The organism is Agromyces cerinus, assembly GCF_016907835.1.
GTDB lineage: Bacteria > Actinomycetota > Actinomycetes > Actinomycetales > Microbacteriaceae > Agromyces > Agromyces nitratus.
The window spans coordinates 1,414,754-1,430,075 of record NZ_JAFBCT010000001.1 but is presented as its reverse complement, the minus strand read 5'-3'; the positions used below and the strand labels follow the sequence as shown (position 1 = coordinate 1,430,075).

Annotated in this window: 23 protein-coding genes; 12 read left to right on the top strand and 11 right to left on the bottom strand. The window is 66.1% G+C overall.

The annotated features are described in order from the left end of the window. Positions 1-2: 2 nt before the first annotated feature. The 3 genes from JOE59_RS06585 to JOE59_RS06575 form a co-directional block, all read right to left on the bottom strand. Entirely contained in the window at positions 3-371 is a 369-nt protein-coding gene (locus tag JOE59_RS06585) for a PadR family transcriptional regulator (protein WP_204459452.1), read from the bottom strand. Between the two features lie 170 nt (positions 372-541). Beyond that, positions 542-1,300, bottom strand: a complete 759-nt coding sequence (locus tag JOE59_RS06580; RefSeq protein WP_204459451.1) for a DUF4328 domain-containing protein — start codon at positions 1,298-1,300, stop codon at positions 542-544. 143 nt (positions 1,301-1,443) lie between these two features. After that, positions 1,444-2,007 (bottom strand): dihydrofolate reductase family protein, encoded by a 564-nt coding sequence (locus JOE59_RS06575; protein WP_204459450.1) that lies wholly within the window; start codon positions 2,005-2,007, stop codon positions 1,444-1,446. 229 nt (positions 2,008-2,236) lie between these two features. Between JOE59_RS06575 and JOE59_RS06570 the strand changes: the two genes are divergently transcribed. Beyond that, positions 2,237-2,464: an RNA-binding S4 domain-containing protein gene (locus JOE59_RS06570; RefSeq protein ID WP_204459449.1), complete on the top strand. Its 228-nt coding sequence runs from the start codon at positions 2,237-2,239 to the stop codon at positions 2,462-2,464. Positions 2,465-2,577: 113 nt separating this feature from the next. After that, positions 2,578-2,742 (top strand): hypothetical protein, encoded by a 165-nt coding sequence (locus JOE59_RS06565; protein WP_204459448.1) that lies wholly within the window; start codon positions 2,578-2,580, stop codon positions 2,740-2,742. A gap of 87 nt (positions 2,743-2,829) precedes the next feature. On the opposite strand, the gene JOE59_RS06560 is transcribed toward JOE59_RS06565, so the two are convergent. From JOE59_RS06560 to JOE59_RS06550, 3 genes are all read right to left on the bottom strand, one after another. Further along, on the bottom strand, positions 2,830-3,615 hold the full coding sequence (locus tag JOE59_RS06560) for a maleylpyruvate isomerase N-terminal domain-containing protein (protein ID WP_204459447.1): 786 nt from the start codon (positions 3,613-3,615) through the stop codon (positions 2,830-2,832). 316 nt (positions 3,616-3,931) lie between these two features. Beyond that, positions 3,932-4,465 (bottom strand): RNA polymerase sigma factor, encoded by a 534-nt coding sequence (locus JOE59_RS06555; RefSeq protein WP_307836977.1) that lies wholly within the window; start codon positions 4,463-4,465, stop codon positions 3,932-3,934. A gap of 20 nt (positions 4,466-4,485) precedes the next feature. Then, a complete protein-coding gene (locus tag JOE59_RS06550) occupies positions 4,486-5,031 on the bottom strand; it encodes a hypothetical protein (RefSeq protein WP_204459445.1) in 546 nt (181 codons plus the stop codon). 190 nt (positions 5,032-5,221) lie between these two features. Here JOE59_RS06550 and JOE59_RS06545 point away from each other — a divergent pair, with 190 nt between their 5' ends. Both JOE59_RS06545 and JOE59_RS06540 read left to right on the top strand, forming a co-directional pair. Continuing rightward, positions 5,222-5,785 carry a hypothetical protein gene (locus JOE59_RS06545; RefSeq protein ID WP_204459444.1) on the top strand — a complete coding sequence of 188 codons (564 nt, stop codon included), beginning with the start codon at positions 5,222-5,224 and terminating at the stop codon, positions 5,783-5,785. Between the two features lie 431 nt (positions 5,786-6,216). Then, positions 6,217-6,741 (top strand): P-loop nucleotide/nucleoside kinase family protein, encoded by a 525-nt coding sequence (locus JOE59_RS06540; RefSeq protein WP_204459443.1) that lies wholly within the window; start codon positions 6,217-6,219, stop codon positions 6,739-6,741. 90 nt (positions 6,742-6,831) lie between these two features. On the opposite strand, the gene JOE59_RS06535 is transcribed toward JOE59_RS06540, so the two are convergent. Then, complete coding sequence (locus JOE59_RS06535; protein ID WP_204459442.1) at positions 6,832-7,641, bottom strand: phosphotransferase; 810 nt, start codon at positions 7,639-7,641, stop codon at positions 6,832-6,834. 168 nt (positions 7,642-7,809) lie between these two features. Between JOE59_RS06535 and JOE59_RS06530 the strand changes: the two genes are divergently transcribed. The 5 genes from JOE59_RS06530 to JOE59_RS06510 all read left to right on the top strand — a co-directional run bounded on the left by JOE59_RS06530 (position 7,810) and on the right by JOE59_RS06510 (position 10,869). Further along, on the top strand, positions 7,810-8,229 hold the full coding sequence (locus tag JOE59_RS06530) for a hypothetical protein (RefSeq protein WP_204459441.1): 420 nt from the start codon (positions 7,810-7,812) through the stop codon (positions 8,227-8,229). Continuing rightward, positions 8,226-8,435, top strand: coding sequence for a hypothetical protein (locus tag JOE59_RS06525; protein ID WP_204459440.1), 210 nt, complete (start codon positions 8,226-8,228; stop codon positions 8,433-8,435). The genes JOE59_RS06530 and JOE59_RS06525 overlap by 4 nt, the downstream gene beginning before the upstream one ends. A gap of 142 nt (positions 8,436-8,577) precedes the next feature. Next, a complete protein-coding gene (locus JOE59_RS06520) occupies positions 8,578-9,843 on the top strand; it encodes a sensor histidine kinase (protein WP_204459439.1) in 1,266 nt (421 codons plus the stop codon). Then, positions 9,840-10,493, top strand: a complete 654-nt coding sequence (locus tag JOE59_RS06515; RefSeq protein WP_204459438.1) for a response regulator — start codon at positions 9,840-9,842, stop codon at positions 10,491-10,493. Before JOE59_RS06520 ends, JOE59_RS06515 begins: the two co-directional genes overlap by 4 nt. 157 nt (positions 10,494-10,650) lie before the next feature. Continuing rightward, positions 10,651-10,869 carry a hypothetical protein gene (locus tag JOE59_RS06510; protein ID WP_179550117.1) on the top strand — a complete coding sequence of 73 codons (219 nt, stop codon included), beginning with the start codon at positions 10,651-10,653 and terminating at the stop codon, positions 10,867-10,869. A 119-nt stretch (positions 10,870-10,988) separates the two neighbouring features. Here JOE59_RS06510 and JOE59_RS06505 read toward each other — a convergent pair whose 3' ends face one another. The 3 genes from JOE59_RS06505 to JOE59_RS06495 form a co-directional block, all read right to left on the bottom strand. Further along, positions 10,989-11,177 carry a hypothetical protein gene (locus JOE59_RS06505; protein ID WP_204459437.1) on the bottom strand — a complete coding sequence of 63 codons (189 nt, stop codon included), beginning with the start codon at positions 11,175-11,177 and terminating at the stop codon, positions 10,989-10,991. Positions 11,178-11,267: 90 nt separating this feature from the next. After that, positions 11,268-11,783, bottom strand: a complete 516-nt coding sequence (locus tag JOE59_RS06500; protein ID WP_204459436.1) for a GNAT family N-acetyltransferase — start codon at positions 11,781-11,783, stop codon at positions 11,268-11,270. Between the two features lie 41 nt (positions 11,784-11,824). Further along, positions 11,825-12,046, bottom strand: coding sequence for a hypothetical protein (locus tag JOE59_RS06495; RefSeq protein WP_204459435.1), 222 nt, complete (start codon positions 12,044-12,046; stop codon positions 11,825-11,827). A gap of 41 nt (positions 12,047-12,087) precedes the next feature. On the opposite strand from JOE59_RS06495, the gene JOE59_RS18945 reads away from it, so the two are divergent. Next, entirely contained in the window at positions 12,088-12,366 is a 279-nt protein-coding gene (locus tag JOE59_RS18945) for a transcriptional regulator (protein ID WP_204459434.1), read from the top strand. Between the two features lie 30 nt (positions 12,367-12,396). Here JOE59_RS18945 and JOE59_RS06485 read toward each other — a convergent pair whose 3' ends face one another. Beyond that, positions 12,397-13,275, bottom strand: coding sequence for a helix-turn-helix transcriptional regulator (locus JOE59_RS06485; protein ID WP_204459433.1), 879 nt, complete (start codon positions 13,273-13,275; stop codon positions 12,397-12,399). Positions 13,276-13,375: 100 nt separating this feature from the next. Here JOE59_RS06485 and JOE59_RS06480 point away from each other — a divergent pair, with 100 nt between their 5' ends. Together JOE59_RS06480 and JOE59_RS06475 are read left to right on the top strand one after the other, a co-directional pair. After that, positions 13,376-14,260 carry an aldo/keto reductase gene (locus JOE59_RS06480; RefSeq protein ID WP_204459432.1) on the top strand — a complete coding sequence of 295 codons (885 nt, stop codon included), beginning with the start codon at positions 13,376-13,378 and terminating at the stop codon, positions 14,258-14,260. A 55-nt stretch (positions 14,261-14,315) separates the two neighbouring features. Further along, the gene (locus tag JOE59_RS06475) at positions 14,316-15,257 is read left to right on the top strand and encodes a phosphotransferase (RefSeq protein ID WP_204459431.1); all 942 of its coding nucleotides are present in this window, start codon (positions 14,316-14,318) and stop codon (positions 15,255-15,257) included. Positions 15,258-15,322: the final 65 nt, after the last annotated feature.

The window sequence follows — 15,322 nt, the reverse complement described above, 5'->3', positions numbered from 1 at the left end:
GATCAGCCCAATCCGAGCGCGAGGCGCGGCTGTCGCTTGTCGCCGTCGCCGGGCCAGACCTGGTCGAGCACCCCGCCGACGATCGACCACTGCCGGCGATGGTCGGCCAACGTCGACGCACCCTGTGCGCTCAGCCGATAGTGCTTGCGCGGCCGCCCGCCGGATGACTGGCGCCACTCGGATTCGACGTGGCCGAGTCGCTCGAGCCGGTGCAGCAGGGGGTAGAGCATGCCGTCGCTCCACTCGAGCTCACCGTCTGAGAGCTCCGTGATCCGCTGCAGGATCGCGTAGCCGTACGATTCGCCCTCGGCGAGGATGCCGAGGACCACCGGGGTGGCCGCAGCGGCCACCAGGTCCTTGCCGATGCGCATGCGTGCTCCAATCGCGACCGGGGGATGCCTAGAGCATCCAGATACCTAGAACTGCAAGGTATCACCAGAGCGCGCTCTACGCCATCGGGTCGGTCTCCGTCGACGAGCATGCTGAAGGCCGAGCCGAGAGCGGCCACGATCCAGAAACCAACTCGTGTTGAACGCGGTCGTCAGCCCGCCAGCGAATGTGCGGGAACAGTGGAGCGCAGGATGCCTCCCGTGATGCCGCGGACGACCAGCCATGCCAACGGCGCGGCTGCCAGGCGGAGTGTCTCGCCCACGATGATCAACCACATCGCGACGCGGAGCTGGTCGAGGTCGTCAGCGGCAATGTAGATGCGGTTCGATTGCTGGATGACGACGTTGCCGAGGACCCAGAGCAGCCACCACATGATCTGCCACGAGGGCCGAGTGCGCCCGATGGCTCGCCAGAGGTCCGAGATGTTCTGGTACGGGAACCAGAAGCTGATGATGGGCACGAACCAGGATCCAGCGTGCCAGCCGGCTGAGCGGCGCATTCGGCCAGTGACCTGCTTGACAGCGCGGTACTGCCAGATGGCCCAGAGCGCGCCGGTCGCGAGAATCGAGACAGACGACATGATGGAGACCACGAACGTGCTCTGGTCGTACATGTCGAATACGCCGATGGCGGAGTTGAGACCGTTGAGGTAATTCGTGACCGCGCTGATTCCGAACGTCTCGATTCCGATGGTGGCGACGGACATGACGCCGCAGACGATCAGGAGCACTTGGGTTGCCATCGCGAGCCTGGCGAGGGCGTTGGTGGTCGCGAGTGGCTGGTTGGACTGGTGGTGCTGCTGCTGCTGCTGCTGCTGCGTCCATCGTGCGCCGTCCCACCACCAGGTTGCCGACGATCCGTCCGGCGCCGGGTACCAGCCGGCCGGAGGGGGAGTGGGGGCGATGGTCATCGGCTGGCTTCCTCGGGGGATCGTCTTCGACACGTCGTGCAATGCGGACAGTTCGCTTCGCTGGATCGCGTGCCACTCTAGCGATCCACGAGTGGCTTGCGGAACGGCGCTCTGGCGGCGAGATCCGGTTGGAGTTGCCGCGTCTAGCGCCTCGTCTCGTACCTGGTCATGATCACCCCGCCGGGAAACGTCCGCGTCTCCACCGGCTTCAGGTGCACCCAGCTGTCCAGCGCAGCGAAGAACGGTGTGCCGCCGCCCACCATGACCGGATGTGTCACGATCGTGTACTCGTCGATCAGTCCGGCCCGCATGGCCGCCCCGGCGAGCGTTGCACCACCGACCCTCATCGGCTCGCCGTCCTCGGCTTTGAGCCGGGTGATCTCCGCGACCGCGTCGCCGGTGACCAGACGCGCGTTCCAGTCGACCGTGTCGATCTTCGAGGAGAAGACCACCTTCGGCGTGTCCCGCCAGTTCCGCGCAAAGGCGATCTGTGCCGGGGTGGCATCGGGCTGCTGGTCGCCGGTCGGCCAGTGGGAACTCATGATCTCCCACAGCTTGCGCCCATACAGCAGCAGGCCGATCGCCTGTTCCTGATCGAGCCACCACTGGAACAGTTCGTCACTCGGCTCGCTCCACCCGAGGTCGTCGCCGGGAGCGGCGATGTATCCGTCCAAGCTCACGTTCATGCCGTAGATCAGTTTCCGCATGGCGCCAGTCTTCCGTCACCCGGTCACGCTCGTCTAGACCGAACACGAGCGGTGGGGGACCGGCAAACGCACGGCGCAGGGTCACGCCTCCGGTAGCGTTTGCGGCGTGAATCCGGTCGCCGCAGGCGCCTTCCAGATCTGCGTGGCTGCCGGATTCAGAGGGATCCGCTTGCGGTCGTCCGATGAGGACAGGCTGAGGAGCCGGAACCTGGTCGACTAACATTCGGGGATGACCAACCCGGCTCCGATCGACGACGTCCCGATCGGCGGCGAGATCATTCGCCTCGGGCAGTTCCTGAAGTTCGCTGGGCTCCTCGACTCTGGTGGAGACGTGAAAGAGGCCATCATCAACGGCTCTGTGGCCGTGAATGGCGAAGTTGATCGCCGACGTGGACGGCAGCTGCAGCTCGGCGACATCGTCAGCTTCGATGGTCGCAGGGTTCGTGTCAGCCTGTGAAGGCCGGACAGCCCTCGAAAGCGCATCGTAGTCTTCCTGAGACGGATCCTGTCGCTGTGCGCCTTCGAACCGACTGGGGGACCGCCAAGCCCGCTGTCGAGGATCTTGTGCCGGTGCTCAACGAACTCGATGGAGCAATTCGGGCCGCGGCAGCCGCTGGACTCGATTGGCGCGGCATCGTCGCCGAGAGCCGCATCGAGGCCCGTCTTGTCCAGCACGTCGTCGCTGGAGGTTCGAGTATCGATTACCTGCTCCTCAAGCGTGCGCAGCACAGCTGACGAACCACATGCGAAGCACGAGCCGGATACCTGCGACGTTGCTGCGGCCTCGGCCTTCGGGCGCACGAGATCGCATGTCGTCGGTTGTCACACGGACGGGTCCCAGGCTCCGAGCTGATCGAAGATACGACGTTCGCCTTCGAACTGAAGCGAATCCAGCGTTCTGCGTCCGTAGAAGAACAGGACCAGGTCACTGGCCGTGCCTCGGGCGGAGGCGTTGGCCGTGTCGGGGTCCTCGCTGACAGCGGGCGCGATGTGGGCGACCTGTGCGCCGTCGTGGGACAGCCGGAGGCGCCAGGAGCGGCCCTCAGTGGCGTGGTAGTCGACGATGGCAGGGTCGTGTGGCCAGGCGACCGTCGTCGCGCAGAGGGTGAACTGGCAGTCGTCGAAACCGTCGAGGGCGATCTTCTCCGGTATCGGCTGCGGGGCACCCCCAGTGAGCTGGACGTCGTAGGTGTGCACCGCGATCTCGTGGAGCTGGCGCCGCGCCCAGGCCCCTGAGGTCTGCGGTGACGGTGAGTCCGCCCACCATGTCCAGCAACCGCGATCCGGGCCCGCCTCGCGCAGCACACTCGCCAGGTGCTCTACTGACTCGACCCACCAGGCCAGGAGAGCCTCGCGCTCCCGAGGCGCACCCGTGCTGCCTCCCCATGCCGACTCCTCTGGCGGACCGTCCGCGGGCCCGGCGGTGACGATGGCGGCTGCCTTGCGGCGACCCATGCCCACGTGTTGCACGTGATCGAACAACGTCCGCGCGGGATGGGTCGTCATCTGAATGTCGAGGCTCGGCGCCGCGGCGACCGCAGTGCGGAAGGCGGCCGACCGTTCGTTGATCAGCCGCAGCTGCTCAGGGAACGTGAGAATCTTGTGCATCCCGCCGTTCTACCACTGTGCTCCGATGACCGGACAGCAATTTCCGCAGCCGACACGGCGGCCGTCCTGGCATTGTTACGTGCACTCGGGGGAGGAGGGGAGTCATGGTGGGCTTCAGCACAGTGCAGCATCCGACCTTTGCCACTTCTGATGGTGAAGTCCCTTATCCAGATTTCCCCAGATCTCGGACTCCTGAGACGAGAGCCTCCCGCAGGGAGGCGGTGATATCGATCGACTTGGTGACGGGCAGGTCGATAGCGGCGGGATCGATCGGCTGAACATCCATGTGTGTGCTCCTCGTGTGCGTCGAGTGTTGCTACTGCTCGGTCATGGCGGACGTGGACCGCATCTCAGTGGCTGTTGGGCCGAGATGGTCGCGCAGGAGCTCACGGGCGCGGGCGTACCGTGAGCGCGCGGTCGATGCGGAGGTTCCTGTCACGACGGCCGCGTCGATCAGGCTGAATCCGTCCCAGTGGACCAGTCGGACAAGTTCCTGGAGTTGGCGAGGCAGTCTCGCTATCGCGGCACGTATCTGCTCGGACTCCTCGAGCGACTCCACCTCGGTCGGTGTGACCAGCCTTGCGCGAGTGAGTTCATCGCGAAGGCGCTCGACGGCAGCGTGCCGGCGCCGGCTTGCGCGGTGGGAAGCAGACAGGACCCGGGACGCGATACCGAAGAGCCACTTTCGGGCATCTGTTTCGTCGGTGGGGAGGCGGTCGACTCGCTTCCAAGCGACGATCATGGTGTCGCTGAGCAGATCGGCCGCGTCGGCACGGGGCTCGGTGCGTCGCTCGAAATAGGCAAGCAGATCGGATGAGTTGGCGCGAAGTGCGCTGGTCAGCTCCGCCACGCGGGGGCTCGATGCCCGGGTCATCGCTCGCCCCCGTCGCAGAGGCCGCCCGATTCGATGGACAGATCCTCGGTCGGGAGGCCGAGGCTCGCGACGTGCTCAACCGTCAGCTCGTAAATGGCCATGCTGCGCGCCACGGACTCGGGGTTCCTCGGTCCTCCACCGTCCTGGATCTGTTCGGCAAGTTGCTCGCTGATGTCGACGGCGTTGATATCGAGCGTCGCGAGGTACTCCCGAGCAGCGTGTATTGAATCCGACTCCGAGTCCTGTTTCGAGGCCGAAACGACGCGGAACCCTTCATGGCAGATCTCTTCGCCCCGCGAGTGGGACGTCGCGTTATCCGTCCACCCGAACCACGCGAGCACGCCGGGCGTGGCCGCGGCGATCGAGGCGCCACCCGCGAGCGCGAACACAATGAAGCTGCCGGCAAGCATCGGCCGCCATCGACGTTTGACGGTGAGCGGCTGTGCGCTCACCAGGTCATCCAACGCAAAGCTCAGATTTCGGCTGCGCTCGGCCAGCTCGGGCTGCGAGCGACGCAGCAGTTCGTCCAGATCATCGGCCACCGCGTAACCCCGTCCATTTCGTTCGACTTACACATACATGTCCGCTGGTGCCCGAAACGTCCATTTCGGCTGCGTCGTGTTCGAGATGAGCATGATTCGCCCCATCAAGAGGGCGAGATCGGCCCCCGAAGTTCCCACAACAGGGGCGTCCCGGACGCTCGGACTCTCGGCTGAGCCTTACGCTAACCGGATGCGTATCTCCGCTCAGTCGGTCATTGTCGGAATCGGCACCACAGTCATCGCCTTTGCGCTTGTCGGCTGCACCAGCCAACCAGGTCCGGCCGTGACGGAGGCGACGGCACCTCCCAGCAGTACCGTCAATTCCACCCCTGAGGCGAGCACCGCACCCGTAGTGGAGCTCGCAGGCTGCGACACCACGCTCGACGACGCTGGCAACGCTGATCTCGCTGCGACAAATCTCACGCCGGTCGACTTCGAATTCCAGAACTGGGACTATCCGCTGCTCTCTGATTTCGCGGCCGACGGTGTGGTCTGCAAGTGGGCCGGCGGCGGCGACGTAAATGTCGTCGTCGGCCAGCTGGCGATGGATGAGGCGACATGGGAGACAACGCGAGCCGAGCTCGAGGCGGCCGGCTTCCAGCGGGACAACGCTGGTGGAGTCGATGGGTTCACGAACGGACCGGACGGTGAAGACGAGAGCTATCCGTCGCGCGGATTCGCCTGGCGCGACGGCATCCTCTACTACGCCAGCTATCCCGGCATCCTTGAGTTCATCCCGGCGTTCCAGATCTGACTGTTCGACCCCATCTGAGCGCCGCGCGGCCGGGGTAGGCCCTGCGAATCCTGCAGATCGGGGATTCTCATTCAGACATAATGTGCATTATCGGCTACCTCACCGGAGCTCCATCGAACGCTCAACCAATGCGACAGTATGTTCCCCGGAGAAGCACCATCAAACGCAAACCGACCGCACCTGCTGTCCCATGCGATCCGCTGCGTCGTTGCGTCGGTGAGAATGCACCGAGGGAAAGATACGAATACCTCAGTTTCCGGCTCGGGCGCTAGATACTCGAGACGCTTCGTCGACACGTCGTCGAGATGGCCGGCTTGCCGAGGGTCTCGCCATTCAGTGTTACGAGCTGGAGCGCTCCTGGTTTACCCCAGGAAACGGACTGCATTATCCGTTTTCGTGCGCTGAGCAGACGCTGCATCTACGCTCGAATCGTGATCGACTTCCTGATTGTTGTGAACGGCGTTCCGGGTGCGGGCAAGACGACATTGGCCAGTTCGCTCGCTCGAGAACTCGCGGTTCCTCTGATCGCGAAGGATGCGATCAAGGAAGCGCTGAGCGACGCGATGAACGTCTCGCTGCCGACGTCGCAGCTGGGAGCGGTCGCCGCTGAGAACGTCTGGGCGATCGCAAGGATGCTCAGCGGAACGGTGATCGTCGAATCCTTCTGGGCGGCAGGTCGAGACGACTCGCATTTTCGTCGCGGCTTCAACGCACTTGGTGCACCGCGTGGCGTCGAGATCTGGTGCCAGATCTCGCTTGAAATTGCACGGGAACGGTTCCTCACGCGAGATCGCCACGTTGCGCATGCCGACGCTGGGCGCCTTCCAGAGTGGGAGGCGCTCAGCTCGTCCGCAGCTCCAATCACAGGCCTGCCCGTGATAGCTGTTGAGACGACAACGGCGGTGGATGTGCCGTCATTGGCGAAGACGCTGACGGAGCACATCGCGGCCTCGTAGTGATGACACCGTCTCCGAACCCGAGCGCTTCGCTTCGCGCATGAGGCCCTATCGGCAGATGAATGCGCGATTCACTTGATGAGTGGCACGTTACTCGTGTCGGATCCGACCGTCAGCGGACACAAGTTCCAGCACACGCCTGCTGACGTCCTCGTACACGGCGAGCCGTGAAGCGGCGATTTCGTTGAACCAATCGGTCGCGATCCGAAAGATCAGTGCACGCACGAGGTACTGCGAGAAGTGGTCGGAAGGCTCGATCGTTTCGAGCAACGAAGGGGGCGCTCCTTCGAAGCACACCGCGTCCACAGCGACGATCGCCACGGAATACTTGACGGGCCGCCAGTACAACGTGAGATCGATAACCGACGGCACATGCATCTCATCGAACAGAACGTTCCCGCTGAGATCACCATGGACGATGCCCGGAGACTCCGAGATGGCCAGACGCGCCGCGAGCAGATCTGCGAGAAACGGTGCGCCGTCGATATCGGCGGGTACGCGCTCATCCCACGCGAGACGATCAGCGCGGGCCCAGGCATGAGTCCGCCTATCGATGAAGTCCGGTCGGTCGACTCCTCGGAACTGGTCTGCAAACTCGAAAGCGACCCTCGCGGTTTCTGCCCACCTGCCCGCTCGGTGTTCACCTTCGAGCACGGGAAACGCCGTCCACCCGTCGACGATCAGCTCCCCCGACCGACTCATGATCGGTAGGCTCATTCGGATCTCCGCAGCGCTCACGTTGCTCGACGCGAGGTGCAACCAGTCGAGCTCTTCGGGCAGCACGTCGAGCGGTTTGAGTATGACGTTCCCGACGCGCCACGCAGTCCCTCTGCCACCCGTCAGCCTCGCAGCCGGACCGGCGGCGCCGAACGCGTCGAGGACATGAACTGGCGGGCGCATTCCGCGATCCTAGCTGGCATTCAGGTCACGCCCGCGAACTCGCCAGCCACTCCCCTGGCTTGGTCCCGGCGGAGGCCATGTGTGCACGAAACCGGGCCAGCGGCCTACGTCGTCGGCACTTCGTGCCCAGCCGAAGCCGCATTGCTGTGCGGCGCGCACTCGGCCGCAGTGGACGGTGTCGTCGCCTTCGCCCCGTCTGATGGTCGCGCCGGCCATACGATGGCGGGCAAGCAGAGAATTGTGTGGATCGCCGCGGTCTACGTCTCCCTCGTCGCAGCGCTCGGGTTGACGGGCTGCGCTCCGGCCACCGGGGCCGTCACCCCGTCAGCCGCGGGTTCGACCAGTGAGCCGGTCGAAGCGAGCGATTCGCCCACCGTCACCACTCCCCCGGCGGTTGAGTCGGCGCCCTGCGATGCGGTGTTGGACAAGGCCGGCTACGACGACCTCGCCGCCGACAATCTCACATTGCGCGACTTCGACGTGCAGAGCTGGGACTACCCGCTGCTGGCCGAGTACTCGACCGACGGCATGGTCTGCAAGTGGACCGGTGGAGGCATGTGTTCGTCGTACTCGGCCGGTTGCCCATGAACGAAGCGGCATGGGCGACGACTCGCGCCGGTCTCGAGGCGGACGGATACTTCGAGAACGTCGACTACGGGATCGACGGATTCGTCGATGGGCCCGACGGGAGCGACGAGAGCTACCCCGCTCGCGGCTTCGTCTGGAACGACGGCATCCTCGACTGCGCGAGCTACCCCGGGATCCTCAGGTTCGTCTCGGCTCTCCAATCTTAGGCGGTGTGAGATCGAGGGCCGACGTCGAGGCGTTGGCGGGCACCACTGCGATGTCCTCCGTCAGGATGGGATTGCTGGGCCAGGCGAAGGAGATCGGGTCGATCGCAGGTGAGGAATCATGATCCGGCCATACGTTGAGCATGTGGATCTGAAACTGTTTCGACCGAGCTGGCTCGTTCTCCTCGCACCTGCCGCCGGCGCGGCCTACATCGTCCTGTGGTGGATCGCCGAGGCCGGACGCCTCGGGAACGCCCCGCTCGGGCCGATCGTGGCTGTGGTGCCGTTCATCGCGTTCGGCCTCGCGATCGCGATCTCCCAGCGATGGCCGGCCGTGGCCTTGGGCTTGATCGGTGCGGTTCTCGTCGTGCAGCTTCTGGTGGAGAGCGCGAGGTTCGGCAACACGAGCTGGCCGGCCTACCTGCCGCTGCTCTACGCACTGTTCAATATCAGCGCCTTCGGCAGCTACGTCGTGCATTGGATCTCGCTGCCGGCCTCCGGCCTCTACGCGGTGATCGTGACCTTGCTCCTGACGCTCCGCAGCTTCGGCGCTGCTGAATGGCCGGTGCTGTACTCGCCGCAAGCCGCCCGCGACTACCAGAACGGCGGCGAGTTCGAGGTCGTCGGGATGTTCGCTGCGGCGTGCGTCATCGCGGTCGGCCTCGCGGTCGGCGCCTGGTGTGCCGGCCTGGCGCTTCGTATGGTCACGAAGGTGTACACGGCTCGCAGGCACGCCCAGGCGCTCGAACGCGATCTCGCGGCGGTTGAAGACGAGCTGGTCGCCCTGTCGGAACGCGAGCAGCTCGCCCAGGAAGTGCATGACGTGATGGCGCATTCGCTCGCCGTGATCGCTGCCCAAGCCGATGGAACGCGAATGACGGATGACTCGCTCGCTGCGGGCACCCGGAATGCGCTGAGCACGATCGCGGACACGGCACGCGACGGGTTGACCGAACTCCGCCAGCTCCTGGACTCGAGCCCCCTCCTCGGCGAAGCAGAACGCCCGAAGCTCACCGATCTTCAGGCGCTGTTGGATCGAGTCCGCGGCGCGGGGCTCGATTGCGTGTACGCCGAGCACGGCGAGAGCAAGCCCCTCTCCCCCATCCAGCAGTTGAGCGTCTTCCGAATCGTGCAGGAGGCGCTCACGAACGCGGTCCGGCATGCCGACACCGACGGCTCCACGACGGTCACGTTGGACTGGAGGGGGCCTGGATTGGCGCTCCTGATCGCGACCCCGGCCTCCGCCACGGGTGCGACTCGACCGGGCCGCGGCATCCGCGGCATGCAGGAACGCGCGCAGATCGCCGGCGGCTGGCTCACCGCCGCCGTCGATGAGGGAGACGCATTCATCGTCAACGCGTTCATCCCGGTCGACGAACCCACCAGGCTCGCGATCGAGGCCATCGCATGAGTGAACCCATCCGGGTCGCCATCGCAGACGACCATGTGCTGTTCTGCGCGGGCATCGAGATGATCATCCGGTCGCAGCCGGATCTCGAGTTCGCCGGCACCGCGCACGACGGCGACGACATCGTCACCCTTGCCGCCGAGGTGCGCCCCGACGTCATCCTCATGGACATCCGGATGCCGAAGGCCGACGGCATCACCGCGACCCGGAGGGTGCTGGTTGAGTCCCCCACCTCACGGGTCATCGTGCTGACGACGCACCAACGACAGGAGGCGGTCGCGCACGCGATCGACGCCGGCGCACATGGCTTCCTCATGAAGGACGCCCGACCCGAACTGCTCCTGGCCGCGATTCGCACCGTTCACGAAGGAAACTCCGTCTACGCACCCTCCACCACGCTCGCGCTCATCCGCGACCTCACGCCGTCGGCGCGCGTCGAGCCGGATCAGCAGGCGATCGCGGCGCTGACAGCCCGCGAACGCGAGGTCTACCTCCTCGCAGCACGCGGACTCTCGAACGCCGACATCGCCGAGTCCGCGTACATCAGCGAAACGACCGTCAAGTCGCACATCTCGAGCATCCTGGCGAAGCTTGAGCTCGCATCCCGGCTGCAGGTCGTCGCCCACGCATACAACCACCGCCTTGTTCAGTGAGGAAGTCCGCCATGACCGACCCCGCGATCGAACTGCCGCCGACCGAACCGATCGACATCACCGCATACCTGCCCGACCCCTACGACGAACCATCCGCGTAGAGATGGATCGCGAAACTGCCGAACGGGATGGACTGCAGGAGCCCTAGACTGCCGACATGAGCGACCTCCCACCGGACATGGATGCGAGCGGCTGGCTGACGCTCGGCATTGTCGCAGTCGCGCTCGTCGCCGGTGGCTTCATCGCAAGCTGGCTGAAGAAGCGACGGAGCAGGACCTCGAGCAGCACGTCGACGCAGACGGATGCCGAGGTCGCGCGCCAGCACGCGATCGACGAGGCGGAACGACTCACACGCAACCCGCGGGAACGCTACTAGGCCCTGTTGCCAATCCTGATCGCCGGAGCTGATCGGCGATGTTTGCGGCTACTTTGGGTCGGGGCAGCCGAATGTCGTCGAGCGCTGCTTCAACCCACTCAAGCAGTGCGTGCGTTCGATCAGTGGGCGCTGCGAGCGGCGCCGGCCGTGTGGGCCGCGGCAATCGCTTCGCTGTGCGACCGTTCGCCGGGGATCGATGCGTCGTGATCACCCGGGAGTCGTCGAGCACGTCGCGCTCGCACGACGAGGAAGACCGTGGCGCACGCGATCATGACGCCGAAACCCGCCAGCCAGAACACCAGTTCCATGTCGATCTCCTCTTGTTGGCGCGAGCCTATCCCATCGCGCGGCACAAGCGGAGGTGAATCTCCGCGGGCGCTCCCCCGCTCGGCGACGTCTCAGTTCGCGTGCTGCGATGGGATTCGTACCATGCGGATCGAGCGGACACCCTCCACGCTCTGCACTGCGCCGTCGGCATGGAATCCGTGCTTCCGATAGAACGCCTGTGCTCGCGGGTTGGGGTCGGCGACCCACAGGGCGACCGACTCATCGTCCCCCTGGATGACAGCGTCGAGGAGCGCCGCGCCGACGCCGGTGCCGTGTTCTGCCGCGAGGACGTACAGCACGTAGAGGTGCGTGCTCCAATCGGCCGTCGGCACTTCCGGCGGGCCGGCCATCGCGACCCCGATGACGATTCCTTCCCGTTCGGCCAGCGCGACGCGATTCGCGCGGTACCGCTCGTCGACGAGTGCGGCGGTCCAGAATCGTTCGCGAGCTTCGACGAGCCCGTCATCGTCGAGCACGCGATCGGGCATCATCCCGCGGTATGTCTCGCGCCACGACGCGACGAGCATGCGAGCCATGCCCGGGACGTCGGCGACTCGTGCCGGCCGAACGACGAATCGCGAGTCCATCGGCGAACAGTATCGAAACCGCAACGAAGCCGCCCGCGGTGTCAGACTCCAGCGAGCTGTGGCACGACGACCGCGGCCACGATCGCCAGAGCCACCAGTGCAAGAACGAGTAGCGCCCGATCGATCCGTCGACGACTCACCGTGCCCGCGGCGAAGGAGGAACGCGAGAGGTGGTCGAGGTTCGGGAGCAGCGCCTGGTACGGCGGCTCAACCTCGCTCGTGACCGTCTCACTCCGGTCTGCCGAGTCATCCTCGTCTCGCATATCCCCAAGGTAGCTGCGCTCGAACTGGGCCTGCTAGTCACTTGACAAAATGGAAGGTTCCTTTCGAACGGGAAACACAGGGAAGTGGGGCCGCCATATCCGAGCCGAACACATCTGAAGCAGCCACCTCGCTCGCGAACGCGTACTCCGTGCTGAGCAAGCAGGTCGCCCTGCTCGTCGATGCGGGTTTCGTCGACGTGCAGAAGGGATATGCCGGAAAGCGGCCGCGCACCTGGTTGCAGCTCACTCCGAGAGGGCATGCCGCCTTCGTCCGGCATCTCGATGCGCTCCGCGACATCGCGAACGGTGGCCCGCGCTAGCGCGCGGGCAACCGTCGCCCATTCCCCCGATCAGGCGTCGCCGACCTGAGGCGCGTGCTCCGCGGCATCCGCTGTCGCAGCCCAACTCGCCAGCATCTTCAGTGCGTCGGCCGAGACCGAGTTCGGCTCGGCCGTGAAGATCGAGAGCTTGAGCCCCGGATCGGCGGGGAGCTCCATCGCCTCGAAACTCAGCTCGAGGGCGCCGACGATCGGATGATGGAGACGTTTGACGCCGGTGCGGTGGTGGCGCACATTGTGGGCCGCCCAGAGCGTGCGGAACCGTTCGCTGCGCGTCGACAGCTCCCCCACGAGGTCGGTCAGTCGCTTGTCGTACGGATTTCGGCCGGCCTCGCCGCGCAGTGCCGCGACGACGTCTTGGGTGACGCGATCCCAGTCGGGATAGAACTCCTGGGCGGCCGGGTCGAGGAACGCGAACCTCGCGCCGTTCGGCTGCGGCGCGGCGAAGACCACGGAGTAGAGCGCCCGGCCCAGTGCATTCGCGGCGAGATAGTCGGTGCGGTTGGTGCTGATGATCGCCGGCGCCTCGGTGATCGCATCGAGCACACGCTGCAGGGTCGGGCGCACCTCCCCGGTCTTCGGGCGCGGGCGTCGGGACGTCGGCGAGGCATTGGCGGCGCGGGCGAGGTCGAACAGATGGGCGGACTCGGCGTCGTCGAGCTGCAGCGCCCTGGCCAGGGCTTCGAGCACGGTGTCGGATGCCCCGGCGAGGCTGCCGCGCTCGAGACGCGTGTAGTAGTCGACGCTCACACCGGCGAGCATCGCCACCTCTTCGCGACGCAGCCCCGACACCCTGCGATTGCCGCCGTAGGCCGGCAGGCCCGCCTGCTCGGGAGTGATGCGGGCGCGCCTCGTGCGAAGGAACTCGCGCACCTCGCTCCGGTTGTCCATGTCTCGAGGGTAGGCCTCCGAGTCGCAGTGAGGGAGGTACTGCCAGTACTGGTCACGTCGGAGACTCCCCAGACCGGGCTGGATGCTGTCGAATGGGCTCATGACTTCCACGACCCTCACGCTCAACAACGGCGTCACCATCCCGGCGCTCGGATTCGGCGTGTTCCAGACCCCGCCCGAGGCCACGATGCTGGCCGTCGAGGCCGCACTTGAAACGGGCTATCGGCTCATCGACACGGCGGCCGCGTACGGGAACGAACGCGGTGTGGGCGACGCCATCCGGAACTCCGGTCTTGCCCGCGACGACGTCTTCATCGAGACCAAGGTGTGGATCAGCGACTACGGCTACGACGAGACGCTCCACGCATTCGAGAAGAGCGCCCGCAAGCTCGGGGTCGACACGATCGACCTCTTCATCCTGCATCAGGCGCTGCCGAGCGAGTTCGACATGACCGTCGACGCCTACCGCGCGCTCGAACGCCTGCTCGGTGACGGCCGGGTGCGCGCCATCGGCGTGAGCAACTTCATGCCCGATCACCTCGCGAAGCTGCTCGAGCGCACCGAGGTCGTGCCCGCCGTGAACCAGGTCGAGGTGCACCCGTACTTCAGCCAGCCGGCGGTTCGGGCGGCCGACGCCGAGCACGGAATCCTCACGCAGGCCTGGTCCCCCATCGGCGGCATCACCTCCTACCGCGGCGATTCGACGCGCAGCACCTTCACCGACCCGGTGATCGTCGGCATCGGCGAGCAGTACGGCAAATCGCCGGCACAGGTGATGCTGCGCTGGCACCTGCAGGAAGGCCGCTCCGCGATCCCCAAGTCGGTGCGACCCGAACGCATCGCCGAGAACTTCGACGTCTTCGACTTCGAGCTGACGAGCGAGGAGCTCGCCGCGATCGACGCGCTCGACACCGGCGTGCGCGGCGGCCCCGAGCCTGAGGTCGTCACCCTCGAGACGTTCGGGCGGGCCATCCCCGAAGACTGAGACTCTCGGCGGTCAGGTCGCGCGCGGTCGCGCGAGCGCACCCTACGATTGTCCGATGAACCAGCACGTGCAGCAGCGTCTCGAGTGGGCGGCGCTGCCGCCCGAGCTCACCAGTGAGATCGCGAGCCTCCTCGGAGCACCGGTCGTCGAGGCACGAAGCCAGCCGAGCGGCTTCTCCTCCGGCAGTGCCGACCGCATCCGGACCAGCGACGGCCTTCGCGCTTTCGTGAAGGCGGCGCACGTCGATCACAACGCGGGAACGACAGCGCTGCACCGCCAGGAGCTCGCCTTCATGCGCGCCGCCCCCAGCGGCCTGCCCGCCCCGGAGCTGCTCGGCGGGATCGAGCTCGACGGCTGGGTCGCGCTCATCTTCAGGGACATCGACGGTTCCCACCCCGGTGCGCGTCTGGACGGATCCGATGTGCACCACGTGCTGGACGCGCTGCACGTCCTGCCGCGGGTGCGCGGCAGCATGGCCATCGATCTCCCGAACATCGCCGACGAGGTCTCAGCCGACGGCGAGAGCTGGGACGAGCTCGTCGCCGACGGTGCGGTCGGCCACCTGCCCGAGTGGGCTCGCGCCAACCTCGACCGGCTCGCGACGGCGTCGCGCCGAGCCGGCGCGGCGGTCGCGGGCGATCACCTCGTGCACTTCGACTGCCGGGCTGACAACATGCTGCTCGACGATGGCGGCCGTGTCTGGCTCGTCGACTGGCCGTGGGCCGCGATCGGTGCGCCGTGGTTCGACGGCATGAGCTACCTGCTCGACACTCGACTCCGCGGCGAGACGGTCGACGCCGAGTCGGTGATCTCCGCCCATCCGATGTTCGACGGCGTCCCTCAGGGCGATCTCGATGCCGCCCTCGCGGCGACGACCGGCGCGTTCTTCAACAAGGCCCGACTCCCCGCGCCGGCGAACATGCCGACGCTCCGCGCATTCCAGCGACGCGAGGCGGTCGCCGGAATGGAATGGCTGAGAGAGCGCTGGGCGGCGTAGCGCGGTCCGATCCCCGCTCAGCAGGCTCGAGGGCGGCTCCCGTACGCTGTATCGAGACCCACGGA

Coding starts and splice junctions, on each gene's coding strand:
- JOE59_RS06475 (WP_204459431.1), top strand. CDS start 14,316: ATGAACCAGCACGTGCAGCAGCGTCTCGAGTGGGCGGCGCTGCCGCCC.
- JOE59_RS06485 (WP_204459433.1), bottom strand. CDS start 13,275: ATGGACAACCGGAGCGAGGTGCGCGAGTTCCTTCGCACGAGGCGCGCC.
- JOE59_RS06480 (WP_204459432.1), top strand. CDS start 13,376: ATGACTTCCACGACCCTCACGCTCAACAACGGCGTCACCATCCCGGCG.
- JOE59_RS06525 (WP_204459440.1), top strand. CDS start 8,226: ATGAACGAAGCGGCATGGGCGACGACTCGCGCCGGTCTCGAGGCGGAC.
- JOE59_RS06535 (WP_204459442.1), bottom strand. CDS start 7,641: ATGCGCCCGCCAGTTCATGTCCTCGACGCGTTCGGCGCCGCCGGTCCG.
- JOE59_RS06500 (WP_204459436.1), bottom strand. CDS start 11,783: ATGGACTCGCGATTCGTCGTTCGGCCGGCACGAGTCGCCGACGTCCCG.
- JOE59_RS06585 (WP_204459452.1), bottom strand. CDS start 371: ATGCGCATCGGCAAGGACCTGGTGGCCGCTGCGGCCACCCCGGTGGTC.
- JOE59_RS06505 (WP_204459437.1), bottom strand. CDS start 11,177: ATGGAACTGGTGTTCTGGCTGGCGGGTTTCGGCGTCATGATCGCGTGC.
- JOE59_RS06510 (WP_179550117.1), top strand. CDS start 10,651: ATGAGCGACCTCCCACCGGACATGGATGCGAGCGGCTGGCTGACGCTC.
- JOE59_RS06515 (WP_204459438.1), top strand. CDS start 9,840: ATGAGTGAACCCATCCGGGTCGCCATCGCAGACGACCATGTGCTGTTC.
- JOE59_RS06575 (WP_204459450.1), bottom strand. CDS start 2,007: ATGCGGAAACTGATCTACGGCATGAACGTGAGCTTGGACGGATACATC.
- JOE59_RS06545 (WP_204459444.1), top strand. CDS start 5,222: ATGCGTATCTCCGCTCAGTCGGTCATTGTCGGAATCGGCACCACAGTC.
- JOE59_RS06570 (WP_204459449.1), top strand. CDS start 2,237: ATGACCAACCCGGCTCCGATCGACGACGTCCCGATCGGCGGCGAGATC.
- JOE59_RS06580 (WP_204459451.1), bottom strand. CDS start 1,300: ATGACCATCGCCCCCACTCCCCCTCCGGCCGGCTGGTACCCGGCGCCG.
- JOE59_RS06560 (WP_204459447.1), bottom strand. CDS start 3,615: ATGCACAAGATTCTCACGTTCCCTGAGCAGCTGCGGCTGATCAACGAA.
- JOE59_RS06495 (WP_204459435.1), bottom strand. CDS start 12,046: ATGCGAGACGAGGATGACTCGGCAGACCGGAGTGAGACGGTCACGAGC.